This is a genomic window from Thermoplasma sp. Kam2015 (assembly GCF_003205235.1).
Lineage (GTDB): Archaea > Thermoplasmatota > Thermoplasmata > Thermoplasmatales > Thermoplasmataceae > Thermoplasma.
In genome coordinates this window covers 32,669-56,917 of record NZ_QJSM01000019.1, presented here as the reverse complement: position 1 = coordinate 56,917, position 24,249 = coordinate 32,669, and the positions used below count along the sequence as shown (strand labels likewise).

Genomic DNA, 24,249 nt, shown 5'->3' with positions numbered 1-24,249 from the left:
CAATGACGAATAAGTCTGTTCAGGCATCGATGGCACTTAACGTTTTCAATGGCACAGGCATCAATGTTGGCAATTACTCGGATTTAACGTTCACTCCGTACGTCATCAACGTCTCGTTGTCTTTCTCGAAGAAACCGATACAGGTCATAAATGCATCCGTTTTCAGCAACACCATCGGACAGCCAACCGTGGATCCATACTGCGAGGAGTACCAGTTCGATTACTACACGTATTCGTATGATACATATCAAGATACTGTCTGGCACAAGAACATGGAAGGCATGTTCCCTCTCCTGCTTGTACACCTCTCAAAGAATGTTTCAAACGGGCTATCACAAATTGGTCTGAGCGCCTACATATCGCTCATAAGCGCAAATATGTACATAAACGGGAACGATGTGTACAAACCTGTGAGCGGTGAAGCCACATCGTCAATGAGCACATCGCCGTCTACCATGATCCTGAAGAACCTGACATTCACAGGTGGAATAAACTTAAAGGAGGTCTTTCCCTATAACTACTCAGTTAATATCGGCCATTTCAGCGTCTCGCAGGCAAACAACAACACCACTGGCTACGTAGCGATCAACAATGCAACCTATACGATCGTCCATTACGATCAGTACACAAGCGAGTATAAAACGAAGTGGCATGAGATCGTGTACTACGAATTCGTGGACGGTAAGGTTGCGATATGCCATGTGTACAGGGAGAACGAGGGGACAACTTACGTGGGAACGACGTACGATGGAAACGGTTCCAAAGTGTACATATCGTCCATACAGACCCAACGTGGCAACCTTGTTGTGGAGGCTGGCACGCTTCCAAACAACGTGGCGGACGCAGTATCGTATATGATGAGCCGTGGTAGCACAGAGAAGAACTATACCTTGAACGTGTCGAAAAGCATGAATTCAAATACAGTATGGTACTCCGAGGAGGGCTATTCGAACGCTGCCGATGAAATCGCAGAGGTAAACAATGCAGTGTCTACATTCGTCTCAGCGCTGGGTCTCGGTCTAGCCATAATAACAGCCATCTCTGCTGGAAACCTCTTTGACTTCGATCTTGGAATCAGTGCTGAGACTCTGGATGCTGCAAGTCTTGTTACTGCGGCTACAGGTATGGGGCTCAACATACTTGCCGATCTTACTTCCATAAGCTACTTTACTTCTATACATATTGCCAGTATTGGATACGCTTTGAATAACCAAGCGCTGATAAATCCCGGATCGAATTATAAACTATCCGACTACAGCTCCTATATGCCAGTTTCGTTCACGGTCAACGGCAATTATTACAGCTTCTATGCGCCTGAGGACTATCTCGATGCGACATCGATAATACCATAAAATTATTTAAAATATTCAATATATTCACAATCCCTGTTTTTTATTTATCACTGAGGGTATTAGGATGCAGTCTCCCATGAATTAAAAAAGTATATCGGTTAATGCCATAATGTAAAACTTGAACATATAAAGACTACATCATGGGGCAAATACAAGACAGTTCTCGATTGCTATACTAATTAATATTCCTGAAACTGTCTATTATAATGCTTATTTATCCGATTACGTTCGTAGCTTTACCATAATCGCTCCTGGGATCTGATGGCCATGGCAGGTCAGAGGTCGCAGTAAAGCGTCACGTTGACGAACTGTACTACCCCATACTGCTGGAAATCAAAACCTGTGTTCTCAAAGTATTCGTTTAGAAACGTCATGTTGCCAGACACACGCATCCTTGCAATGTGTACTTGCTCCGGAAAGAAGTCTATGTTGTTGTAACCGGCCTGACCGCCATCCTTCGTGTTGTACAAGGCCACTGCATTCAGAGAAGCACCATTGTCTCCGAAACCCCCCCTCACGTATGACATGGATATGTTGTAGAAGGTGCTGTTGATCAAGAAGGTGTAGTTCCCGTTGTGTGGTACGCTTGTGTTCAGGAGGCAGTAGACCTGCGAACCCATGAAGTCCGAACCGAAGACCTGCACGGTCATGCTTATATACTGCATGTCCAAGTTAATATCGTTTGGTGCGTCTATATTCAGTATGAGTTTCGGCCCGATGAGAGGACTAACGGTCAGCGTCTTGTTCTCGGGAACGCTAGGAAGCTGCGTCTTTTGTCTAGTCCGCACATTACTAAATGAATAGATATGGTACGAGACTGGGACGGCTATGATGGCCACAGCGATGAATACGACAAGGAACACCACGCCATGTCTCATTGTTTATTCATGGAAAATGCGTATTTAAGTGTTGCAGCTCCCATACTAACTAGTAATGCAGCGTCCATAACCTTGCAAAGGAAATAAAGAAAAGTAGAGAAATTTCTGGCAGAACCTGTCAATATTCCTGATACAAAGATCCATATGGGTGCCCCGCTATCGTATATTACGGACAGGACGCATTTAGGATTTGGGTGCAGAGGCTAAGGGATCCGGCAAGGTGGAGCTATAGTTTTTTTATGAGAGATACCAAAACGAAGACATCCACTTCTTCTATGTCCTGTGTAAGCTACTCCTAAGCTAAAGCATCGGAGCTTCCTGCTTCAACGACCAAACTCGATCCCCATATAGCAAGAACGCAGTTTCCTGTCATTGGAAACTTTATTTCTATCCACGTCTGGAAGAAGGATTACGGGTGTTGCGATCTTCACGGGCGTGTATTTGGATGGCACCGATCCTACTAAAGTATCATCTTAATGTCACGAATCTTATGTAAATCCCCAGAACAAGAGAAGCAAATCTCTTGAACAAGGAGACATACCTCTGCTGAACATTACAACAACGGAGGTACGAATGATTATGGAAGAAATAGATAATAACATAATGGAGGTTCTGAGGAGGACAGTTAAGGAATATTTAGAGGCATTGACGAGAACGGAGAGGAATGTTTTCATAGAGGAACATAGCTGAATAAAGAACAGATTCTATGAGAGATCAATTAAAGCAAATTAGGGGGAGATAGAAAATCTATCAGCACCTAGAGAGAGAAGGTAATTTCAGAACTGGAATATTTGATCCATATTCAAGGCAAATAGGGATAGATGAACTCATCGTATCCGTATACTCCAGAGGTATATCCGCAGGGAAAGCTTCTGAAATACTGGAGACGATGTTTCAGAACATATATTCAAGATCATCAATCTCAAGGATAACAGAGGCCATCATGTAAGAGGTCAAGAGATTCCAGTCAAGGCCAACTAATCCTCGCTATATCGCCATATTCCTTGATGCTTTATTCTTCTTTCTCGGAAGCGATAGTGTTGAAAATGAGCCTGTTCTCTTTACAACGGAATAAGGGAATTTGGGGAATATGAGATCCTGAGATTCTATCTGGCATCAATGGAATCTTATTTCTTATATGTAGAGGTTGTTAAGTATCTATACAACAGGGGGTGAGGGTAAGGTGTTCATAGCAGATGAAAAACCGAGGTTTGACAAAGAGATAAGGAAGTTTATCTAAGTCTAAGGGCTGACTTTCAGTTATGCACAATCCAAGCTCCTAGGAGCTTTGAATCAGAGGAGAGGAAAACCGATAAGGCTTTCTTTATCCCGTGTCATTGCACGTGTGCCTTCTTCTATTCCGTATTCGTTTTCGTTCATACAATCACAATTAATATTAAGAAGGAAAGATATTTATTACTATCTCCAAGAAAGGAGGAGTGTAATACACATGTCATATACCCGTATAAGAATTATGAAATGCACGTAGAGGCAGTAAAAAATACCCCCGTCAAGACATTTTTAGAAAAAAAGTAATATTTGGTTATGGTTAGTTTAAGTTTAAACACATTATCTTGCATGCGCTGACAATCAATAGAAAGTTGTTACCTCCACTGGATGTATATTCGACTTCACGTACACGCTGCGCTGATCCTTCATCAGACCCATGCTCTCGAATATCAGCACATACTTTCCGTGCAGAAGAGGAAGAGAAAAGACATTTGCCAATGTAACATTTATCCTTGCTGACGCATTGGAACCACTTGGGCTATAACTCTCAGAATACGCATTAGGCATGAAAACATTTTTACTCGACTGTTCAAATACTGAATAGCTCTCGATGCCGATTATGATGCCTGGCGTGTCCGGGATCGACAGATTACCGTATAGGGAGAAATTGTAGCTGACGGAAAATACGTAATAATCGACGTATATTGTGTTGGGATATGACGATGTAGGAGGAAGCGAATCGGTTCTCCATCCATTCGAAGTGTAGTTTCCGATAGTCATCGATGTACCAGTTTCGGCTATAACTATGTTATTTCGATTCGAATAGCTAATGATAACAACTGCAACAGCGATTATCACTAAGGCGAGAACGACTGCTATCGCTACCCTTATTTTACTGTTCATTGATCCTCATCCCCCGTATGATATCCTGTATCCCGTCGACATAGTAAGTCGATGGAACATATAATTTAAGTTTGCCTGCATACTTTACAGTAATATCGTAAACAGCCAGTTCTGGCGTGGTATTGTAAATGCTAAAGACCTGTGATTTATATTCCTTCCCATCATCCTTAGTGAGTGATACCTGTACGCCATCTATTTCAAAAGTATCTTGCCACCTGTGGCAATTGCAATAAGCAACATACAATCTGATCATTGTATCGTTATCAAGTAAACTTACCCCGCCTTCTATGAGCACATCAGAATAGGCACAACCTTCTTCACATCCCTTAGCTGCAAATTTTTCATGTAAACGTGAAACATTAATTTCGCCAAAGATGATACCATCATCTGTGGTCAATTCCATGAAAAGAGAACGATAAATAATATTTAAACCCTAACTCACTTATTTCCGGGTAACATAAACCAATAATTACGGGAAGAAGCATGAAAAACATGGAAAAAATAGGCGTATAACGAGAGTAGACAGCAGCATAGTGAATAAAATAATAGAATTATGCGAAGAAAGAATAACATATGGCTATAACAGGATATGAGCATTATTGAGGAATTCCGGCATAAGAATAGCCAGGAAAGCAGTGTACAAAATAATGAAGAACGACAATATTACACTACCATTGTATACGCATAAGTACAGAAAGGAATTGAAACTCTTGAAAGCTGATAAGCCTTGGATGCTGATTGAAGCCGATATTACATATATTCCCACAGACAATGGAATGACCTATTTGATGTATATAAAGGATGTATTCTCAAAAGAATGGTATGGCTATAGCTATAATACTTCATGCACTGCAAAGGATACTATCAATGCAGTTGATGATGCTATTATAAGGAAGTTCAACGGAAATATACCAGATAACATTACTTTACGAATTGACAATGGTACACAGTATATTTCAAAAGAGTTCAATGATTACCTTAAATTAATTGGAATAAAGCACGAATACATAGAAAGAGAAACACCCGAGGAAAGCGGAGATACTGAAAGTTTCCATAATTCAATAAAGACAGATTACATATGAATCAATGAAATCGACAATTTCAATGAAGGGAAAAGAGATAATTGAAAATGCATTCCATGATTACAACAATATAAGGCCTCATTCTACCCTGGATTACTATTCACCATTGCAATTCTTAGAAAAATGGAACAGTGACGGCAGTTTCAGAGAACATTACAGGAATTTTTTAAAGAATCTGAAGGATGGCTACAGGAGAAGAAGGAACAATTATTATCGGAGATCGAGGATGAATATCTCATAAAATGGAAAGATTTTTGTTTAACAATCACTATACAACATCACATTGTAATACAATTGATTTCTAAAACATTTTCAGAATTATTCCATATTTTTCATATCACATATCAAAAATATAGACCCTATGGCTTCTTTCCAAAAGAAGCACAGCAAGAAAATTCACCCCGACTTCGCTTCGCTTAGCCACCCCTCTTTTCTTGCTTCGCTGTGTCTTTGTCTTGACCCTCGCTCCGCTCGGCGGGGAGAGGGTTCGCAGGAAAGCCTCAAGTTTTTCATCGTGTAATAATATGGGCTTTCATTTGCGATAACCTTTCCTAAAAAGGAAAGTTTAATCAAAGAAAAATAAGTATACCGATTTTTCATATATATAATGAGCGATATTAAAAACCAGAGCTTTGAAGGGATTATGAACGGAGAGGTTGCTCCTATGTTTTTAAGAGGAGGAGTAGAAAATATGGAGTAATGCAAGGATTGTGCCTTGCAAATTCTATGTAATGATGGATGTCCGGCTAATGCTTTACGAAGCACCGGTTCTTTGTTTAAGAAAGACCCATATTGCGATTATTGGTATCCAGTAATTTATCATATATTTAGTTCAATCGCTAAAAATCCTAAAATCGTTGCTCTTGTTCCTACAGAGGCGTACCAATTCATAAAAAGGATTATACAATTTAGGTGTTAAGATTGCCCTTAAATTCCAATTGGAAATTATTTTACAAATTTTGGCTTTCTCATGATTTCGTGAGGGTTAATGTAGCTTTTTTTAATGTATATTTTATCTGGTTTGTATACCGGCATACCATGTCGGTATTCTTAACAGGTATGATTCCTTCTTTTTCCCTGGTAGGACTATTATCATCTTTATACCTTGAGGGCTATCTCATTGATAGATTTAACAGAAAGAAACTATTCTTAATATCCAATGTTCTTTTACTTTTTCTTTATTCGACCCTTACTTTTGAGATGTCCCTATTATGGTTATACGCCCTTTCATTTCTTTCTCAGGCAATAACTGCTATATCAGTCGATTCCTTGAGAGCTATTACCAAAGATATTTTAGATAAAGACGAACTGGCGAAGGGTATATCAATCTCTCAGATAGGAAGAGGAGGCTCATACATATCTGGGGATTTGCTGGCTGGGGCTTTCCTAGTATTTTTTCAAAGAATCTTTTTCGTTTTCTTTATCACCGTTGTGGCTCTATCAATCATTACGCTCTATGATACGGTGTTAAAGGACGTAAAGCTTCCATTGAATCGAGAGAAAACAAGATATCGGGACGTCTTTCCTTATATTTTAGCTGTCTTACCGGTGATGACATTAAGCTTTATATTAGCTGGAAGTTCTTCGACATTGGATGTGTATAGTGCATACATTATCTCCACCTATTTACAGTCTGGCGTATTATGGTATACTTTGTTTATAGTGGCATTTTCAGCTGGCAGCATTATTTCTGGTCTTTATATTGCCGGTCATGGTACTAAAACCGATATTGACAATTTTTTTGTTCTCTTAATGTTGCCTTTCGCTGTCTTACTTTTATTAATATCCTTCTCAACTCACGCATTCGAAATAGTAATTGCAGCTATTTTGCTCGGCATAATAAGTCCATTTCTTACAATTAAAATAACAATATATATTACCATAAAAACACCCAAGGAAATGATTGACCGGGTGAATGCGCTCTACTATACAATGATAGCCTCGAATGCACCTCTGCTGGCTTTTGTATACAGTGCCTTAGGAGCAATTTTTAATCCTATGAGAATTATCTTTTATACTGAAATTGTAGTCATTCTCCTGCTCATTCCAATTTATATTTATGTTGAAAGAAATTTAATCTAACATCTTCTTTAAGACACTATTCAAATAACAATAACTCATCCATTTCTATTCTTTAAGATAAGAGATTTACTTATAACTCTAAATAGGGATAGTATCCCGAATTTTGTATAAGAATAACCGGGAAAAGTCCCAGATCATAGGATAATTACGAACTTGTAGATAATGTTCGACGTCCGTCTGACTTATCATGGAATGTGAGACAGCCTATTACAAATAAAAGGTTAAACGTGAATCTCCTTTTTAAGAAAAACTATGGATTTGATCTATTCAAGCAATTTGAAAAGGCAATTTTCGATATTATGAAACCATGCCACTCTGAGGAGGAGTTTAATCATCATATTCAGGCATTGTATCTCTTAATAGAAAATATGGACCCCGAGGATATGAAAAAAGTAAGTAGCAAAAAAGATAATCTTGCATTTATCGGCCTCTTATCTGAATTATTAAAAGACAAAAATATAAAGTGTGATGAAGCAATAATAGACATTTTTAGAAAAATTCATAAGCTTAGGAGCGCAAGATATCCCGTTCATGATACGGATCTCGAGGTTATAGATCTCATTATAAAATTAACAGGCAAGTTCCCTCCCAATTATATTGACCTTTGGTATAAGATCCTCAACGAATTTGAGAATTCTCTTAAGAATTTGGAGAATTGCTTATCAACAGAAATTAGCGGAAAGAAATGAGGCAGGGGTAAGTAAAAAGGTAAAACAAAAATGACTTCCAAAAAGTTCTGTTATCGTGCATTTCAGGTATGAATGACTCAGACAGGATAGCTTTGGATGTTGAAATTTATGATATGAAAACAGCGACATGGTATGTGATTGGAGTATTCAATCCCAGCGATCCTGATGGTGAGGTCATCAATCGATCCGACTTCATATATCGGAATTACAAAAATGGCTATGAACGCATTTGCATATGTGAGCTTAAGCATGCTAACGTCTACATGTATGCATCTCCCTATGCTACATCCCTACTACTGATCTACTACCTCCTCATGCGTATGTATACGCACAAAGATTACATGTCATATATATGTATAGGGCATGTAATTTTTTACATTATATATGTATAGCATGCAATTTTTTGCATAATATAGAATGAGCAATAGAAGAATGGAAGGCTTCCGAATTCGAAATGTCTGACTTCAGAAACCGCGAAAAAGTCAGGAAAAATTCGATCTCAATGAACGCCGAAACTCAGATCACTGCTATAAAACATGCGGTCAGACGCAATTTTCAAAAAATTCCCCTCCTGAGACAAGATTTTTTTAATCTATGAAGGAATCTGAATCTATCCTGGTGAAACCTGAGGCAGCAGGAATGTATCAAAGTATTCGAAAACTTAACATTTACCGAAGAATGGTATGGCCGGGATTTTAGACGAGATGCTGCCTCATCCCGTCGATCTTTCGTTTTTTCCGATTCGGAATCTCCTGAGAATCGTTCTCAACTACTTGGTTATCTTTATTTGTCTGCGTATAAGGCAAGTCTTCTCATTCACGACTGGGCTTCTCCGATCCGATGCGCTTCATGACCTCCCTGATTATATAATCAACTACGCCCCTATCCAGTCTGAACTAGCTGTTGGGGAAATCCTTACCGTTGACCACAACCGTGGCGTCCTTCATTTTTATCCCTTCCCTGAATCCTTCAAGCTGAAGGAACAGCCCCTCCCTGAGCTGTTATATGGTAAGCATGCTCCTGTTGGGAAATTCCACATAGCATAACTGGCAGTACTCGGCGTCGACACGTATCTCATTGCCGCATCCCGGGCATGTCTTGACCTGAGCATCTATCTTCCTATCCTCCTTTATTAGGCCATAGGCCCTGAGTATGGCGTTCCTCCGCTGTTCCCCCGACAGGTGCACGTACGTCTGCGCCTGCCTCTACCCATGAACCAAGCCCATCTGGGCTTCAAGCGGTGCCTATGTTATCTGCGTCGCAAGAAATAATGCCATGGTGTGCCTGAACAGATGTGGGTGTATCCTCTTCTTTATCCCTGCCTTAGCTGCAGCGGTCTTCAACAGTTTTCTGACAGAGGCGTAGGACATCGGCTCTCCAGGATCGCCGATCATGCAGAAAACGTGATCGTCATCGCGGAGACCCGGGTGCGACTGCAACCACTTCCTCAATAACGGAACGGATTTTTCCAATAACGTACACATGCCTGTATCCGGTCTTTCCTATGACGGCGATCATCATGCCATGCTCATCGAAATTCACATCCGGCTTCCTCATGGTGAGCAGTTCGGAGATCCTGCAGCCACCATCGCAAAGCAGCGATATCAGTGCCCTGTCGCGGTCATTCGTGGCATGATCGATTAGCCTCTGCACCTCATCCGACGTGATCAGGTCCTCCGGCCTCTTGCTCTTCTTCGCTGACCTGAACTCGAACGCCCCGACCGGATCGCTGCCCAGCGTCCCTTTTCTCCATCTGAAGAAACGCCTATAGGCATCGAGGTAATCCATTACCGTCCTGTCGCTATTTCCCCTTCCTCTCAGACCGCTGATGAGTGCCGTCACGTCCTCCGGAACTGGATCGAGGAAACTATCACCCAGGCATTCTAATGTTATCCTAAGGCGGACGCTGTAGTAATATATCCTGTGAGCTGACCATCCCTTGCGTATCCTCCCATGATCGAGAAACGCCTTTATCGAATCCCTTGCCTCGGCGGGATAGGCGTTAGGCAGAAGCCTGCTCTCATTCTCTAACAATGCGATCCAAGTCGTAGATGGCTATGCATCATTAGCCAGTTTTGGTATAAATACGCATCAAATCCTTTAGTTCAAATTCCTCCCCACGCATATATACATTGCAATATATGAGCAACGATGCTCCTTCACTTATGGAGGAGATGAATTTCCAAAGAACGCGAATACACATGTAATACAAAAGGTGTAACTGATCCTCCCAATGAGTCATTGACGAAAAGAATGCAGAATATATTCACAATATTTATTATGTATGGTAGATAAATATATTTACTACTCATACTTTGTTATAGGTGCATAAAGTGATATCACCAATCAGAGCCCTTATCGCCAGTATACAAAAATTTCTGGCCCACCATCCTACGGAGAAGAGCCCAATCGCTTCTGCATAAGTAATGGAAAGACCTCTGAATGAAAGGATCGGAATCAGCAGATTTCCTGCGATCGCAATTTTTTCTTTCTATATTTATCAGATAGAGGTCCTCCGATATACGCAAAAATGGAGCCTATTCCGTATGCTATAGCCATTGCAATTTCAAGAATATAGACTGAAGCCTTGAGATCAAGTACAAGGAATATCGGAAACCCAGCTATCAGCACTTAAAAGAGAAGTTGGGAGTTTGGGGGAAGCAGTAATTCTCCTTCTTCGGACAAGGGATACCCGGACTCCCCTCAATGTAAAGTTTTATGTATGATCTTCCCATATTATTTTGTATCTTCCATCATAACCAAGTGAATAATACTTTAGTAAGATCGGTGAGATCCGAATTCACGCCTGTGGAGATCGTTGCTTCGGGCTTGTACGGGATATATCCTTACGGGCGGATGCCGGTCGTTGAAGCAGGAAGCTCCGATGCTTTAGCTTAGGAGTAGCTCACTAGTTTTAGTTATAGATTTGTGAAAAATCCTATGCTTTGACTAGGAGAGCATGTCAGAGGATATCTACCTGTATGGGATTTCCTGATCTGTCGTAGGCTCTGTAATTATCCAGATTATACGGATATCCGACTATTATATGAACACTGCCTGTCATTGAGAACATGTGAAGATCTTCGTCAGATGGAAGCATCACTCCGGATGGATGCGAGTGCACAGATCCAACAATTGAAAAATCTATAGGCTTATTGTACATATAGAAAAGCGTATATCTTTCGCTTTGTATGGTTCCAGGTACGAGAGCTATTTCGTATATTATGTTTCCCTCGGCCCTAAGAAGGGCACCGAATTCTCGCGGATAGGAATCCTTTGATGCCTCCATTATCATCTGCAGCAAGTTTCGCTTAATTAACCACATGTCTTATTACCTTATCCCTTATTCTGTCATATATTGATTCTCTGAAGGAAATAAACTTTGCATTGTTCTCAGATCGGGATATTCTGACGGTGTCGCCGCTCTTCACCTTATATTCACGCTGTCCATCGAGTATAAGAATGCATTCCTGATCCTTACCTGCTATCTTTATCTCCACCTTTGAATCGGAAGGAACAACCACCGGTTTAAGTCTTGAGGAATACGGCGCTAGATATGATATTACCATTCCCTTCAGCGTCGGAAGAAGAAGTGGACCACCGGCAGATGATGAATATGATGATGATCCTATGGGCGTCGCAACGATTATGCCATCAGCCTTCATGGTGCTAAGGAAATGCCCATCAATGTAAATCTTGAACTGCCTTATCCGTGCTATTCTTTCGGTATGTACCACTGCTTCATTGGTGCAATCCTCAACCCTCTCCCCATTTATCTCGACACGCAGCTTCATATTTTCGCTGATCTTGTATTCACCCTTCAACAGCTTGAATACAGCCGGTCCGACTTCATCCACTTCTAGTTCGGTAAAGAATCCGAGCCCGCCCATATTTATACCTAATACCGGGCCTCTGGCCAACTGCAATGTCCTGAGGACTGTTCCATCGCCACCGATGGTTATGATGACATCGGCCTCCATTCTTGTAAGATCAACGCCATTTCCATTAAGATACTTTGCGGCTTCGTGATCGTATATCAATTCCCAGTCTTTAGGGAGAAGTTCTATAATGCTCTCGGCTATCTTTGCACATCTGCTGCAGTCCTTTCTTATGACAAATGCAATTTTCATAAATGATCCCTTCTGAATTTTTGGATATGAACGTAGCGTTGACCCTTCAATAGGTGGATAATGCGAATCATAGACTTAATCAATTCGGTCTGATGGATGATAAATGTGTGTGGCGAAGAATGCTATGCCTTTCATGAATGAGCAGCATATTCTGATCATGACTATGGAGAGAGAAAATATGGATCACAGTCCTTGCTTCATAGCGAACTATCATCATGTACATTTCTTCTTTTATGTATGAATTTAGAATTTTAATCATTACCATGAATGAAATTGCATAAATTCATTTTTTAGAAAAGTTTATCTTTTATAATTATATATAAGGATATGACCAAGGCTACAGATGCCGTTAAGGGGATAATAAATAGCAACAATATTTATACCTTGCTTCTGAACACCGGTCTGGTTAATTATACAAAACTTGCTAGGGAAATAAAGAGTCAGGTAGATTTTCTTACAGGAAAAAAAGTGAAAATAAACACCATAGTTAAAGCGCTGACGAATATTGAGGTCAAGGCAAAACCAAAAGACATATTGTTGATATTAAAACAATCGATCCTGACACTGGAATATAACTATAAGGAGATAAATACTGAAAATAAAAATGATATACCGGAAGATGCCATACTTATTATAAAGGAAACGAACGGATATTCAGCCATAATAAAAACTACAGAAGGCAATTCACTTGTAATAGCAAAGATACTTTTGCCGCCTGGTTCATGCACAACCGCTGGAATAACTCTTTTGATCACAGAATTTCTAGAGATAAATGGGGTTTCAGTAAAGAATATATATAGACTCAGTCGTGAGATATGGATAATAGTGGATTCAGAATCTGCTGGAAAAACTGCAGACGCTCTAAACAGATTACTCTACAGATCCAGCGATAAAGAAAGCGGCCCAGTTAACATCGTTCAGGGATGATTTAGCGAGCTATTCCTGGTCCGAATCTTCGAATCTTCATTTAAACCAAGGGATTTACACTCATATCAGTATACCTCGAATAAAGTATATCCTGATATTACACTGGTGTGAATTCGGATAGCACAATTCCCATTCGCGTACTAAGCCACTTGGTTATTGTGAAGAATGCAAAATAACATAGAAAGATCTTTCTATAAATATATCCATAGAAGGGGTTCGCAGGTTATGGTTTCTGTTAAACATGTTAACATCCACCTTTGGAAGTTATCATCTCTTTGATGCTTAAACTTCGTGGGTATAACCCAATACCCTCTATCCCGTCAAATGCTTCAGGGACTGCCTTTCTTATTGTGTTGTAGGATGCGTTCAGATCCGCATGTATTAATGTTCCATTTGCAGACTGAAATACACCTCTCTCTATTCTCTTTCCCATGTACGCCTCATGGTGTTCTATGCTTTCGTTATCAAGAAACGAGTTATTGGAATTATTGGTTATATCTCCAGTTCTAAAAAAAAAGAGTTTTACTGCTTCCCTCAAACTCTTAATTTTTCTATAAATACTAAAAGATTTTATTTTTCCCATATCAGTCTAATTCTGGAAGTATCTGCCCCTCTGGTACATACGCCTCTTTGAGCCCTGAAATTATACCCCATGGGAAGAAGACAATCGCAGACACAAGCACCACGATTATCGTCGATGTGATGAACGATATGATGTTGAGCGCTCCATCGCTACCGATGTACGACATCACCAATATGAACACCATGTAGAGTATGTACCATAATGAGTTCACAAAATGTTCTTTTATCTTGAACACTGCGCCAAACACGACCATGGTTATAGTCAATATGAGCAGTGCATACGGTACTGAGGGCCACCCACTCCAGAATGCTATAAGTGAGGAACTCACGAAGGCTATAACTGCAATAGCCGGTCCTCCCGGTATCCTGTCGCTCTCTTTAGTCATTGACTGGCGCCTGCTTACTATCATAGAAACCGGAGTTACTGCAAAGCCGAGATATCCTGCAACCACGGCATCTGTTAGCAGGGCGTAAATACCTGGAACAGGCGCTGAGATGAATGCAACGATGGCTCCAACTACAACAAATGCAATTATTGCCCAGTATGGAACGGCGTAGGTCTCACTTAGTTTCTTCATAGAGGAGGACATTATCTTGGATCTTGCCGTTGCGAGTAGGACTCTGGCACCTCCGCCTACGTAAACATAGCCTGTGACAAACGGACCAAGTATGGAGACTATCAGCACGATTATAAGAACCGGATAGGAATGGAACGTACTTGCCAGGTATACAAATGGATTCTCAGTTATAACGGTATCCAGAACTCCCCAGGATCCTGGCGATATACCTCCACCTATTGCAGACCACTTAACACCTGCTATGAATACAATGGAAAAGAGTATGTATATTAGCGACTGACCCAGAACGGTGTATATTATGGTTCTGCCAAGGAACCTCTTTTCCTTTGTCTCCGTTGTCTCTTCTGAGTAATCTGGGACTACCCTTATACCGCCAAAGGCAAACATTGCGAATGGTATAGCAAAGAGTATGCCAGAAAAGCCAAATGGTGCAAACCCTCCTTTATACGCATAAAAATTCTGAAACCTGAAGAATACGAATGCCATCCCAAAGGCCGCCAGAAGGTAAGCCAGAAGTTTTATTATTCCTATATAAAACGAGTATCTCCCGAACGCTCTGACACCGAAGTAGTTAAGCGGAAGGAACAGCAAAAGGATCACAACACCAAGACCTGCACCGAGCAGCGTCGGCGCACCCGTACTTGAGATGAAATGAGGGTACAGGTACTGAAGACCTTCAACAGTGGCGAGAGCCTCTATCGGCGGTATGAATATATACCATATCAAACTGGCAAATGCATTGAGTGCATTGGTAAAACGGCCATGCGTGTAAAGAGAATATCTGGAAGGCCCCCCGGCTTCCGGATAGGTCTTTGAAAGTTCTACAAAGGTTAGGGATACGAATGCATACATTATGGCTCCAATTACCCAGCCAATCACTGCTGAAGGTCCCGCTGCACTGACCATGGCAACGGGTGCAAAGAGTGCACCTGTACCAACTGCGGCGATCAGGCCGATGACCAGCATCTGTGGAAACGTCAGTGCTTTATTTAGCTTTATTTCGCCATCCTTGTTTTCCATTTTATCTAATGATTATTGCAGAATATATATTTAAAATTTAGCAAACATATCTAATCAAAAATTATCAGCAATATGATTTAATCATAAAACATCTTGTTCCCCAGGGAATTTCACCCTAGGGGTGGAAACAGGTTCATTTTTACTTTTGTGTAAAAATGTGTAATTAATTGTATTGCATTCTAGTATAAAAACATTTGTTCAGCCTAGAATGGGATAAATTTATGCCTGTTTCACCAATGTTCGTATATGCCATTGAAAATTGTGCCCGTGCTGACTCCATTCAATGGAGGACAAATAGACGAAGAGAAATTCAGAAATCACTGCAAAAGACTACTGGATGATCATGTAGATATGATATTTGTTGCCGGTACAAACGGAATGGGACCTTCACTGTCATTTCAGGAGAGAGCGCAGCTAGCTGAATACTGTTCAGATATTCCCGGAAAGGTCATATTTCAGGTGGGTTCACTCAATCTAGAGGAGAGTATCGAACTTGCCAAGATCGCTAAGAATAAGAACTTTTACGCCGTGGCTGCTATACCTCCATATTATTTCGGTGGCATACCTGATGAATGGATTGTACGGTATTACACAGAGATATCCTCAATCACCGATACTTTCATCTACAATTATCCAAAGTTCACAGGATACGATGTCAACGCAAAGATGGCACTTGAGATAAGGCGCCATGGTGGGAATATAATCGGGGTTAAGGATACGGTGAATGATATCGACCATATGATGAGATACAAATACCTGCTTGATGATTTTATGGTATTCTCTGGTCCGAGTACGTATATTCTCTATGCTGCATTGAATGGTTTAGATGGTGCAGTTGCTGCAGCTGGAAATTATGCTACTAGGATGTTCGTTGAGATTCTTGGGGATACGGCAAGATTCGGTAGAATAAATCAGATGGTGATAAATGAAATAATAGACATTGCCTCAAGATATGGGCAGTGGGCTTCCAATTATAGCCTTGTAAGGATACTCAGAGGGTACGATGCAGGTAATCCGAGGCCACCTTTCTATCCGCTGGATCCTGAAAGCGAAGAAAAACTAAAACGTGAAGTGCAGGCTGTACTGAAGAGATACAGGAAATGATCGGTCTATCTCACCAGACAGAATGCGACTCTAGCCTTGTTACTCCATCCATGAATACTTGCTTATATATTTGTTTGATATGATCTCCCGTAAATAAAATGGAAACCTATCAGGTAGACTTGAGCGAGATTGCCCTCCGGATAAGGAGGGAGATAGTAAGGATGGTCTACAGTGCTCAGAGTGGCCATCCTGGTGGTTCCTTAAGCATCGCTGATATTCTAACAGTTCTATATTTTAAGGAGATGAATATCGATCCGAAGAACCCTACAGATCCGAAGAGAGACCGTCTCATTCTGAGCAAGGGACATGCATCTCCTGCCCTTTATGCGACACTGGCGATTCGTGGCTTTTTCCCTATTTCAGAACTCTCCGGTTTCAGAAAGATAGATTCCCATCTGGAGGGTCATGTTTCAAGAGAGATCCCCGGCGTTGAGGTATCCACCGGTTCACTCGGTCAGGGTCTGGGTGTAGGTGTGGGGATGGCTCTGGCCGGACGGCTGGATCACCTGGATTATCATGTTTACGTCATACTTGGAGACGGAGAAATGGAGGAAGGGAATGTCTGGGAATCCCTCATGGCTGGATACAAATATAATCTCAGAAATCTAACTGCGATTCTTGACCGGAATGGCATACAGCTTGACGGATATACAAGAGACATAATGCCGTTGCACGATATACATTCAATGGTTGAAAGCTTTGGATGGAACGTGATCGAAATCGACGGGCACAGCTTCAGTGAGATAGAGAGTGCCATCGAAAAATCGAAGACATCGGAGAGGCCAACGTTCATAATCGCGAACACAGTGAAGGGAAAGGGTGTCGACTTCATGGAGAACAATCCCAAATACCATGGCAGTCCTCCGGAATCGGAAGAACTCTACAGAAGAGCTATGAGACAGCTTGGTGAGGAACTATGAAATCGGATAGCCTGAGAGACGCCTACGGAAAGGAACTTGTAAAGCTTGGTTCCAAGGACGCTGATATAGTTGTGCTTGATGCTGATCTCTCCTCATCCACAAAAACTGGTTATTTTGCAAATGCATTTCCTGACAGGTTCTTCAACATGGGCATATCTGAACAGTCCATGGTGACGACTGCGGCCGGATTGGCCTTATCCGGAAAGAAGCCATTCGTTTCTACTTTTGCCATTTTCTTAACGAGGACCTATGAACAGATCAGGCAGTCCGTTTGTTACAATAATGCACCTGTACGATTCGTTGTGACGCACGGTGGTATAACTGTTGGAGAGGATGGAGCGACGCATCAGATCGTCGAAGATGTGGGCATAATGTCCGGTCTTCCCAATATGAATGTGATAGTACCATCAGATTCAATAGAAACCAGGAGCGTAATCGATTATCTGGCAAATGTGGATAAACCGCACTACGTCCGACTGAGCAGGGAGAAATTCCCCGTCATCAATGAAGAGGACTATGAATTCAGGATGGGAAAATCAGTCACTATGAAGGATGGAACCGATCTGACAATTATAGCAGATGGTGTCATGGTTTCAAAATCCATGGAGGCGGCCGAACAGCTCAAGAAGCAAGGCATAAGTGCTCGAGTCATAAATATGTCTTCAATAAAGCCCATCGACAGAGACGTCATAATAAGATCCGCAAGGGAGACGGGGCATATAGTCACAGCTGAGGAGCATTCCGTATACAACGGTCTGGGAAGTCGCGTTGCTGAGGTGGTCTCAGAGTCCTATCCTGTTCCTGTAAGGCGCATAGGCATGAGGGATACTTTCGGTAAATCTGGAAAGGCATGGGAACTGTTTTCCTATTTCCACATGGATGTTAAAGATATAATAAACGAAGCCATGACCTGCCTGGAGGAGAAGAGCTATGAAAATATTCCTTGACACCGCAAATATAGATGAGATAAGGACGGGTGTAAGCTGGGGTATAGTGGATGGCGTCACGACAAATCCAACACTTATATCTAAAGAAGCCGTCAACGGTAAGAAGTATGGTGATATCATACGGGAGATATTGAAAACGGTTGACGGGCCGGTCAGCGTTGAGGTGGTTTCGACAAAATACGAGGGCATGGTGGAAGAGGCCAGAAAGATCCATGGGCTTGGTGACAATGCAGTGGTGAAGATACCCATGACTGAGGATGGTCTGCGTGCAATAAGGACGCTTACGTCCGAACATATAAACACTAACTGCACGCTTGTTTTCAATCCAATTCAGGCGCTGCTGGCTGCGAAGGCTGGAGCCACCTACGTATCACCCTTTGTCGGAAGGCTGGATGACATAGGGGAAGATGGCATGCAGATCATAGATATGATCAGAACGATATTCAACAATTACATCATCAAGACACAGATCCTGGTGGCCTCAATCCGAAATCCAATCCATGTGCTCAGATCCGCTGTCATTGGGGCAGATGTTGTCACCGTACCGTTTTCGGTGCTGAAGTCTCTTATGAAGCATCCAAAAACAGATGAAGGCTTGGCAAAATTCCTGGAGGACTGGAAGAAAGTTTCTCCTGATGGAAAACTTGTTCTATAGTTAAAATAAAAATTTTATAAAAATATTATAAAAATAGATTTCTTACTGTTTTCTTCTGATCATCACATATCCTACTGCAGCTATCACGGCAACTACAACTACGACAATTGCGATGTAATAGTACAGTGAGAGTGATGATGTGGCGACGTAAGGTTCTATCTCAATGGTGTGATCCGAGAAATGCGGTATATATATCATAACAAGCGTCCCGTTGCCATCGGCTGTTGCATTGTAATATGCTGTTGTCGTTGAGGTCTCGTTAACAAGCGCTGAGGCTGAAACCTGCACCGCAGCAGATCCGTCAAACTTCACTACCAGCTTTGATGCATTCATTACACTGTGTGAGACGTATACCGCTATTATAGTCCCTGCCGACTCTGAGGAATTGACATTTATGACTATTCCACTGGAATTGGCGCTCTTCAGAACAGCGTGCACGGATGTGTTGAGATCCAGCGATATGTTGCTGAGTGTTGAATTAACTTTTTCTATAGCCATCTGAAGCCCGAGCTTTCCGTGCTCCATGGCGTATGTCATAGGCGCAAAGTTCTTCACGCCATTGGACAGTCCGGGAGGCGAAACGAATGATGCTACCATCGTGCCATTTGTCATGGCCTTTATTTCTGTGCCATTCACAACGACACTCTTAGCACCTGCGAAGGTCATCATTCCATAGAAGTGGGGAGCGCTCAGGAATACGAAAGTTGCACCACCGTAAAAGTTCTGTTCCGCATCCATGATCATGTTATCGAACTCGCCGCTATAGTTGAATGCCGCATTGTAGGTGAAATTCTTCTCCGTTATGGATATGTCTTTGGATACATTGAAGTATATTGTACCGTTTATCACCATGAACGATGACTGAAGCGCCGGATTGTCGTGAATCAGCAGGGCATAATAAGCTGAAGAATCAAAGAAGATGTTTCCAATGTACATACCAGGATAGAATGAGAAATTATTCTTGCCAGTAGCGTTTGCCGTTACGTTTGAAAACACGGTCAGGTTCGATAGCTTGTCATTGAATTTTGATATCTTTTGAGTGGATTTGTCGAAGGTGAAGTTGAGGAATTTTCCGTTAACCAAACCACTTGTGCTGTTGTATGTGAACTTGAATCCGTTCAGCTCGTGTTCGAAGTGATTGAACATGTCCTGCAGTCCGCTGTTGCTGATTATTACAACAAACACGATCTTTGATAGCGTGGGCGCACCGAATGTGTAGTTGTTATTCGCAGAGGTCGGCTGCACATTGGATCCTACCGTGAAATTGTATCCGCTTATCGTAAGATAGTACAGGCTCACATAGTTACCCATGTCATCCTTCTGATCCATCGCGAAAGGCTTCAGCTTTCCAGAAAAGTTCAGCTGTATTTGGGCAGACGCCCCATAGGTTGCCATTATGAGCCCGTTTCCGTCTTCAGTGCTCATGTAGCTCAGATTGTGAAAGTTGATGAACTGATTCATATTGTCCATCATATCTGACATTCCTGTCTGTGCGGATAGGTTGCTTCCTGAAACCTTACCATAGTTAACAATTGCTGTACCATTGTAGGTTATATTTTTTATTACACTATTGGTGTATATATTTATAGTGTAGTTGCCGGCACTGGCCGCATAGGGCGTCTGACCTGTGGCAGCCACACTCGTTAGAGCGAATCCTATGACAGAAAAAATCGCCACGGAAATCGCTATTATTTTGATGTTCATACCTGTGCATCTAATTATGTATATATAATGTTTATGCCGTTACAAAAGTCTTATGGTCTCTAAATTTTTAAGTGCATAAGCTTCTATGTTAAATCTCTGCCTGACAAGGCGGGCGAATTCGGCAGTTTTTCCGTTATCCCCATGATTAACCAGGATCCTTTTTGGTTTTGGTTGCATTGTGGCAATGTAGGCCAGAAGTTGCTTTTTTGTAGAATGCCCAGAGAAGCCCTCTGCGGTCTCAACGTCCATCTTTATGGGATATGTGACGTTTCTACCTTCGTCAGACAGAGTTACCTCTGAAGCGCCGCTCTGTATCTTCTTTCCAAGGGTACCATCGGCCTGATAACCGACGAAGACGAGAGTGTGCTTAGGGTTTGAAGACCATGCCTTGAAATACTCCATAACCGGGCCTCCATTCATCATTCCGGACGTGGCCAGAACGATCTTGCTCTCGGGATTCTCGGCTATGTCTTCCCTCTGCTCCTTCGTTTCCACCTTTTTGAATATTGGGCTTAAAAATGGATTCTCTTTTCTCACCATTATGGCTTCACGTAGCTCCTTGTTTAGATACTCTGGATATGCAGCGTGAATTGCGGTGGCCTCCATTATCATACCATCGAGATACACATCCATCTGTGGTATCTTGCCGTTGCGCATAGCATCTTCAAGCACTATCATGACCTCCTGACTGCGGCCCACTGCGAAAACTGGTATGAGTACAGATCCTCCTCGATCACGCGTTCTATTTATCACATCGATAAGGGTCTGCGTTGCCTCTTCCCTGGTGAACGAATAGTCATCCCTTCCACCATAGGTAGATTCGGTCATAAATGTCTCTGCCCTTGGAAATTTGTTGTTTGCTGGGTTGAAAAGCCATGTCTTTTCGAATTTCACATCGCCAGATAACACAACGTTGTAAAGACCATCACCAATATGAAGGTGCACCGAGGCCGATCCAAGAATGTGACCAGCGTTGTAGAATGTAAGCCTCATATCTCTGGTTATATCGGTTGTTTCACCGTACCTAAGCGTTATCGTATGCTTCAGTTCCTCACGTATGAATTTCGATTCGTATGGAACCTTACCACCTTCCATCCTCGCCACCTTGATGTAATCATTCTGAAGTAGGGCGGCAAGATCCCTTGTCGGCTGGGTCATGTAAACTGGCCCGTCATATCCATATTTGAAAAGCAGGGGTAGCAGACCAGAATGGTCAAGATGCGCATGCGTGAGTATCACTGCGTCGATGGAACTGAGTGGCTGTACCTCAGGAACATAGAGATATGGTGCAGCGTCCCATGGATCTGCGTCTGGGCCGACGTTCATCATACCGCAGTCTATGAGCACCTTTGAATTCTTTGTGGATACCAGAGTGGCACTTCTACCCACCTCAGAATGGCCACCAAGGGCAGTCAATCTGACCCATGTCTCGCCAACCATCGGTGGTCCGGACAGTTTAACGCCGAGATTATGCAGGAATTCTCTTCGTTCCTGCTTCACCTCGCGCATAAACTCCCTGACCTCCTTGACTGTTCTGGAATACATGGGCGGTGCGCGGACAATTCTGGGAGACCATTGCGTCCTGCTCTTTATCTCCTGGACGTAATCAGTTCCACGCGCGGTGATTATAGAGGGTTCATCAAGTTCTATAACAACTTCCCCTGTATCTGGCTCAAAGTATATATCTTCGAGACCAGCTTCTTTCGGAATTATCTTTTCTATCGAGTCCCGCGCCTGATCCTCGGGTAAGAGTATCGATGGATCCGGTCTTATAGCTATTCTGCGTCTGATCTCCTGCGCGATCTGCCTTGCCAGGTCATCTCTCTTTGCGAATAACTCAGGGTCTTTCGTATAAACGACTATCGTTGGACCCTCATAATCTATCTCCGTTATCTTGTTATCCGGATACAGACGGTCAAATATCTGTCTCGTTTCCTCAATGTAGTCATGAAAACCCATAGGTCGTACACCTTTAAAATTTAAAAAATATCGTATAATTTTATAGAATTAATCCAAGCTTCCTTATTCTGGATTCTATCTGATCAGTCGGAAGCTGGACATATCCATCCTTCTTCGTTATTACGGCAACATCTATCATACCACCTGATGCAGAATCTCTCTGTTTGGCAGCACTTATCGCCTTTATAACGAGATCCACACCCTCGTCCACAGTCAGCTTCTCGTTGTACTGAGACTCTAGAACACCGTAAACAAATGGTGAACCAGATCCTGTGCTTGCATAAATATCCTCAACGGATCCCCCTGCAGCATCTATGGAGAAGACGTGTGGGGCCGTGTCAATGCCACCAACAAGCAGCTGGACCATATACGGCATATATTTGACCTGATTCAGCATATTAGAAAGCAATGTGGCCACAGCCTCTATGGGCATGTTAACGCGCCTCTGGAGTCTGTAGAGCTCAAGTTCCGCCTTCATATATCTCACGAGAACCTGAGCATCACCAACAAGCCCGGCTATGGTCATTCCAGTGTATGTATCGATCTGAAACAGCTTCTTTCCATTCTTATGCATGATGAAATTCTCCATCGTGACACGCCTTTCGGTTGCCATTATCACGGCATCCTTCAATGTGATACCAACCGTAGTCGTACCAGTTTCTAAAGTCTGATTCATAACATCAACTCCTTTTAAAAAGGCTAACTCATAATTGACCTATGATATTAAATGTTTTCCGTCTGTGTCATTCAACATTCATTGCTCATGGTATATATTCACGATTATACAATCGTGGAAAATTCAATAATTCGAGTTAAAAGAAGATATTAATGGAGAAGACCGATATTGGATCAAAAGGAAAGCCAAAATAGAAAATTCTCACTATTTTAAATACATTCCAATGAAAAAGCGCTAATGCGTATCGTATAGTTTATGAGTACATCGATCCTGCAGACATTGCAAATGAAATAGATCCTTTTTGTTAGGCATCAGGTCATTCGGTCTTCACATGACTGACAAATCTGTAAATATAGAATTGTGATGTGGAGACATGGTGCTTTACGCTTCAGACGTTATGAGAAAATACGACAAGGTTATGCCTGGAGAAACCTCAGCTTATGAGGCCGCAAAAATAATGGCACAGGATCACGTTGGCTTCGCTATAATCGCGGAGAATGGAGAGATCAGAGGCATGGTTACTGAATGGGACTACATCAACAAGATAATTGCGCAGGATAGGGATCCTAAGAAAGTGAGGATAGATGAGATAATGAATTCGCCCATAATTTCGGTTGAACCGGATACTCCAACCTTCAAGGTGACTGAAATCATGGCAAAAAACGGAATCAGACGGTTGCCGGTGATGAAAAATGGAAAACTCCTTGGAGTTATAACCTCAAGAGATATTCTGAGGATATTCAAGGATTACATGGACAGCATATCTGACATAATATCAAGATTCGGAAATCTCTGATTTTTAAATGGATACCTATAAATTAATTGCTATAT

The 24,249-nt window shown here is 42.0% G+C and carries 25 protein-coding genes and 1 pseudogene; 13 read left to right on the top strand and 13 right to left on the bottom strand.

Going from position 1 to position 24,249, the window contains the following annotated elements; all coding sequences use genetic code 11:
- On the top strand, positions 1 to 1,352 hold a 1,352-nt coding region (locus DMB44_RS09400; RefSeq protein ID WP_110640788.1), incomplete at its 5' end, for a hypothetical protein.
- A 275-nt stretch (positions 1,353 to 1,627) separates the two neighbouring features.
- Here the strand turns inward: DMB44_RS09400 and DMB44_RS03230 are convergent.
- Together DMB44_RS03230 and DMB44_RS09635 are read right to left on the bottom strand one after the other, a co-directional pair.
- Positions 1,628 to 2,230 (bottom strand): hypothetical protein, encoded by a 603-nt coding sequence (locus DMB44_RS03230; protein ID WP_110640786.1) that lies wholly within the window; start codon positions 2,228 to 2,230, stop codon positions 1,628 to 1,630.
- A 323-nt stretch (positions 2,231 to 2,553) separates the two neighbouring features.
- A complete protein-coding gene (locus DMB44_RS09635) occupies positions 2,554 to 2,682 on the bottom strand; it encodes a hypothetical protein (RefSeq protein ID WP_255414307.1) in 129 nt (42 codons plus the stop codon).
- A 293-nt stretch (positions 2,683 to 2,975) separates the two neighbouring features.
- Between DMB44_RS09635 and DMB44_RS09750 the strand changes: the two genes are divergently transcribed.
- Positions 2,976 to 3,179 (top strand): transposase, encoded by a 204-nt coding sequence (locus DMB44_RS09750; protein WP_110640794.1) that lies wholly within the window; start codon positions 2,976 to 2,978, stop codon positions 3,177 to 3,179.
- A gap of 641 nt (positions 3,180 to 3,820) precedes the next feature.
- On the opposite strand, the gene DMB44_RS03220 is transcribed toward DMB44_RS09750, so the two are convergent.
- Complete coding sequence (locus DMB44_RS03220) at positions 3,821 to 4,363, bottom strand: hypothetical protein (protein ID WP_110640784.1); 543 nt, start codon at positions 4,361 to 4,363, stop codon at positions 3,821 to 3,823.
- Positions 4,353 to 4,766 (bottom strand): hypothetical protein, encoded by a 414-nt coding sequence (locus tag DMB44_RS03215; RefSeq protein WP_110640782.1) that lies wholly within the window; start codon positions 4,764 to 4,766, stop codon positions 4,353 to 4,355. The genes DMB44_RS03220 and DMB44_RS03215 overlap by 11 nt, the downstream gene beginning before the upstream one ends.
- A 196-nt stretch (positions 4,767 to 4,962) precedes the next feature.
- On the opposite strand from DMB44_RS03215, the gene DMB44_RS03210 reads away from it, so the two are divergent.
- The 4 genes from DMB44_RS03210 (at position 4,963) to DMB44_RS03195 (ending at position 8,216) form a co-directional block, all read left to right on the top strand.
- Positions 4,963 to 5,445: a DDE-type integrase/transposase/recombinase gene (locus tag DMB44_RS03210; protein WP_153280115.1), complete on the top strand. Its 483-nt coding sequence runs from the start codon at positions 4,963 to 4,965 to the stop codon at positions 5,443 to 5,445.
- 4 nt (positions 5,446 to 5,449) lie between these two features.
- A complete protein-coding gene (locus DMB44_RS03205) occupies positions 5,450 to 5,686 on the top strand; it encodes a hypothetical protein (RefSeq protein WP_153280114.1) in 237 nt (78 codons plus the stop codon).
- Positions 5,687 to 6,357: 671 nt separating this feature from the next.
- On the top strand, positions 6,358 to 7,527 hold the full coding sequence (locus DMB44_RS03200) for an MFS transporter (RefSeq protein WP_110640776.1): 1,170 nt from the start codon (positions 6,358 to 6,360) through the stop codon (positions 7,525 to 7,527).
- Between the two features lie 227 nt (positions 7,528 to 7,754).
- Positions 7,755 to 8,216 (top strand): hypothetical protein, encoded by a 462-nt coding sequence (locus DMB44_RS03195; RefSeq protein ID WP_153280113.1) that lies wholly within the window; start codon positions 7,755 to 7,757, stop codon positions 8,214 to 8,216.
- A 1,001-nt stretch (positions 8,217 to 9,217) separates the two neighbouring features.
- Here DMB44_RS03195 and DMB44_RS09250 read toward each other — a convergent pair.
- The gene (locus DMB44_RS09250; protein WP_153280112.1) at positions 9,218 to 9,403 is read right to left on the bottom strand and encodes a hypothetical protein; all 186 of its coding nucleotides are present in this window, start codon (positions 9,401 to 9,403) and stop codon (positions 9,218 to 9,220) included.
- A 57-nt stretch (positions 9,404 to 9,460) separates the two neighbouring features.
- Positions 9,461 to 10,004, bottom strand: a pseudogene (locus DMB44_RS09795) (tyrosine-type recombinase/integrase).
- Between the two features lie 975 nt (positions 10,005 to 10,979).
- Here DMB44_RS09795 and DMB44_RS09620 point away from each other — a divergent pair.
- The gene (locus DMB44_RS09620) at positions 10,980 to 11,114 is read left to right on the top strand and encodes a hypothetical protein (protein ID WP_255414306.1); all 135 of its coding nucleotides are present in this window, start codon (positions 10,980 to 10,982) and stop codon (positions 11,112 to 11,114) included.
- 64 nt (positions 11,115 to 11,178) lie between these two features.
- Here the strand turns inward: DMB44_RS09620 and DMB44_RS03170 are convergent, their stop codons facing one another.
- Together DMB44_RS03170 and DMB44_RS03165 are read right to left on the bottom strand one after the other, a co-directional pair.
- On the bottom strand, positions 11,179 to 11,541 hold the full coding sequence (locus tag DMB44_RS03170; protein WP_110640764.1) for a Mov34/MPN/PAD-1 family protein: 363 nt from the start codon (positions 11,539 to 11,541) through the stop codon (positions 11,179 to 11,181).
- On the bottom strand, positions 11,528 to 12,346 hold the full coding sequence (locus DMB44_RS03165) for an NAD(+) kinase (RefSeq protein WP_110640762.1): 819 nt from the start codon (positions 12,344 to 12,346) through the stop codon (positions 11,528 to 11,530). The genes DMB44_RS03170 and DMB44_RS03165 overlap by 14 nt, the downstream gene beginning before the upstream one ends.
- Positions 12,347 to 12,673: 327 nt before the next feature.
- On the opposite strand from DMB44_RS03165, the gene DMB44_RS03160 reads away from it, so the two are divergent.
- Positions 12,674 to 13,273: an aspartate kinase gene (locus DMB44_RS03160; RefSeq protein WP_110640760.1), complete on the top strand. Its 600-nt coding sequence runs from the start codon at positions 12,674 to 12,676 to the stop codon at positions 13,271 to 13,273.
- A 244-nt stretch (positions 13,274 to 13,517) separates the two neighbouring features.
- On the opposite strand, the gene DMB44_RS03155 is transcribed toward DMB44_RS03160, so the two are convergent.
- Complete coding sequence (locus tag DMB44_RS03155; RefSeq protein WP_237265262.1) at positions 13,518 to 13,811, bottom strand: hypothetical protein; 294 nt, start codon at positions 13,809 to 13,811, stop codon at positions 13,518 to 13,520.
- Positions 13,812 to 13,857: 46 nt separating this feature from the next.
- On the bottom strand, positions 13,858 to 15,453 hold the full coding sequence (locus DMB44_RS03150) for an APC family permease (protein ID WP_110640758.1): 1,596 nt from the start codon (positions 15,451 to 15,453) through the stop codon (positions 13,858 to 13,860).
- A 246-nt stretch (positions 15,454 to 15,699) separates the two neighbouring features.
- Here DMB44_RS03150 and DMB44_RS03145 point away from each other — a divergent pair, with 246 nt between their 5' ends.
- The 4 genes from DMB44_RS03145 to fsa all read left to right on the top strand — a co-directional run bounded on the left by DMB44_RS03145 (position 15,700) and on the right by fsa (position 19,079).
- Positions 15,700 to 16,557: a dihydrodipicolinate synthase family protein gene (locus tag DMB44_RS03145; protein ID WP_110640756.1), complete on the top strand. Its 858-nt coding sequence runs from the start codon at positions 15,700 to 15,702 to the stop codon at positions 16,555 to 16,557.
- A 98-nt stretch (positions 16,558 to 16,655) separates the two neighbouring features.
- Complete coding sequence (locus DMB44_RS03140) at positions 16,656 to 17,477, top strand: transketolase (protein ID WP_110640754.1); 822 nt, start codon at positions 16,656 to 16,658, stop codon at positions 17,475 to 17,477.
- Positions 17,474 to 18,424, top strand: coding sequence for a transketolase family protein (locus DMB44_RS03135; RefSeq protein WP_110640752.1), 951 nt, complete (start codon positions 17,474 to 17,476; stop codon positions 18,422 to 18,424). Before DMB44_RS03140 ends, DMB44_RS03135 begins: the two co-directional genes overlap by 4 nt.
- The gene (gene fsa / locus DMB44_RS03130) at positions 18,408 to 19,079 is read left to right on the top strand and encodes a fructose-6-phosphate aldolase (RefSeq protein ID WP_110640750.1); all 672 of its coding nucleotides are present in this window, start codon (positions 18,408 to 18,410) and stop codon (positions 19,077 to 19,079) included. The genes DMB44_RS03135 and fsa overlap by 17 nt, the downstream gene beginning before the upstream one ends.
- A 42-nt stretch (positions 19,080 to 19,121) precedes the next feature.
- Here the strand turns inward: fsa and DMB44_RS03125 are convergent, their stop codons facing one another.
- The 3 genes from DMB44_RS03125 to psmB are packed head-to-tail and all read right to left on the bottom strand — an operon-like array spanning position 19,122 to position 23,418.
- A complete protein-coding gene (locus tag DMB44_RS03125; RefSeq protein ID WP_110640748.1) occupies positions 19,122 to 20,783 on the bottom strand; it encodes a hypothetical protein in 1,662 nt (553 codons plus the stop codon).
- A 39-nt stretch (positions 20,784 to 20,822) separates the two neighbouring features.
- Complete coding sequence (locus DMB44_RS03120; RefSeq protein WP_110640746.1) at positions 20,823 to 22,742, bottom strand: beta-CASP ribonuclease aCPSF1; 1,920 nt, start codon at positions 22,740 to 22,742, stop codon at positions 20,823 to 20,825.
- Positions 22,743 to 22,782: 40 nt separating this feature from the next.
- Positions 22,783 to 23,418, bottom strand: a complete 636-nt coding sequence (gene psmB, locus DMB44_RS03115) for an archaeal proteasome endopeptidase complex subunit beta (RefSeq protein ID WP_110640744.1) — start codon at positions 23,416 to 23,418, stop codon at positions 22,783 to 22,785.
- Positions 23,419 to 23,791: 373 nt separating this feature from the next.
- On the opposite strand from psmB, the gene DMB44_RS03110 reads away from it, so the two are divergent.
- Positions 23,792 to 24,214 carry a cyclic nucleotide-binding/CBS domain-containing protein gene (locus DMB44_RS03110; RefSeq protein WP_110640742.1) on the top strand — a complete coding sequence of 141 codons (423 nt, stop codon included), beginning with the start codon at positions 23,792 to 23,794 and terminating at the stop codon, positions 24,212 to 24,214.
- Positions 24,215 to 24,249: the final 35 nt, after the last annotated feature.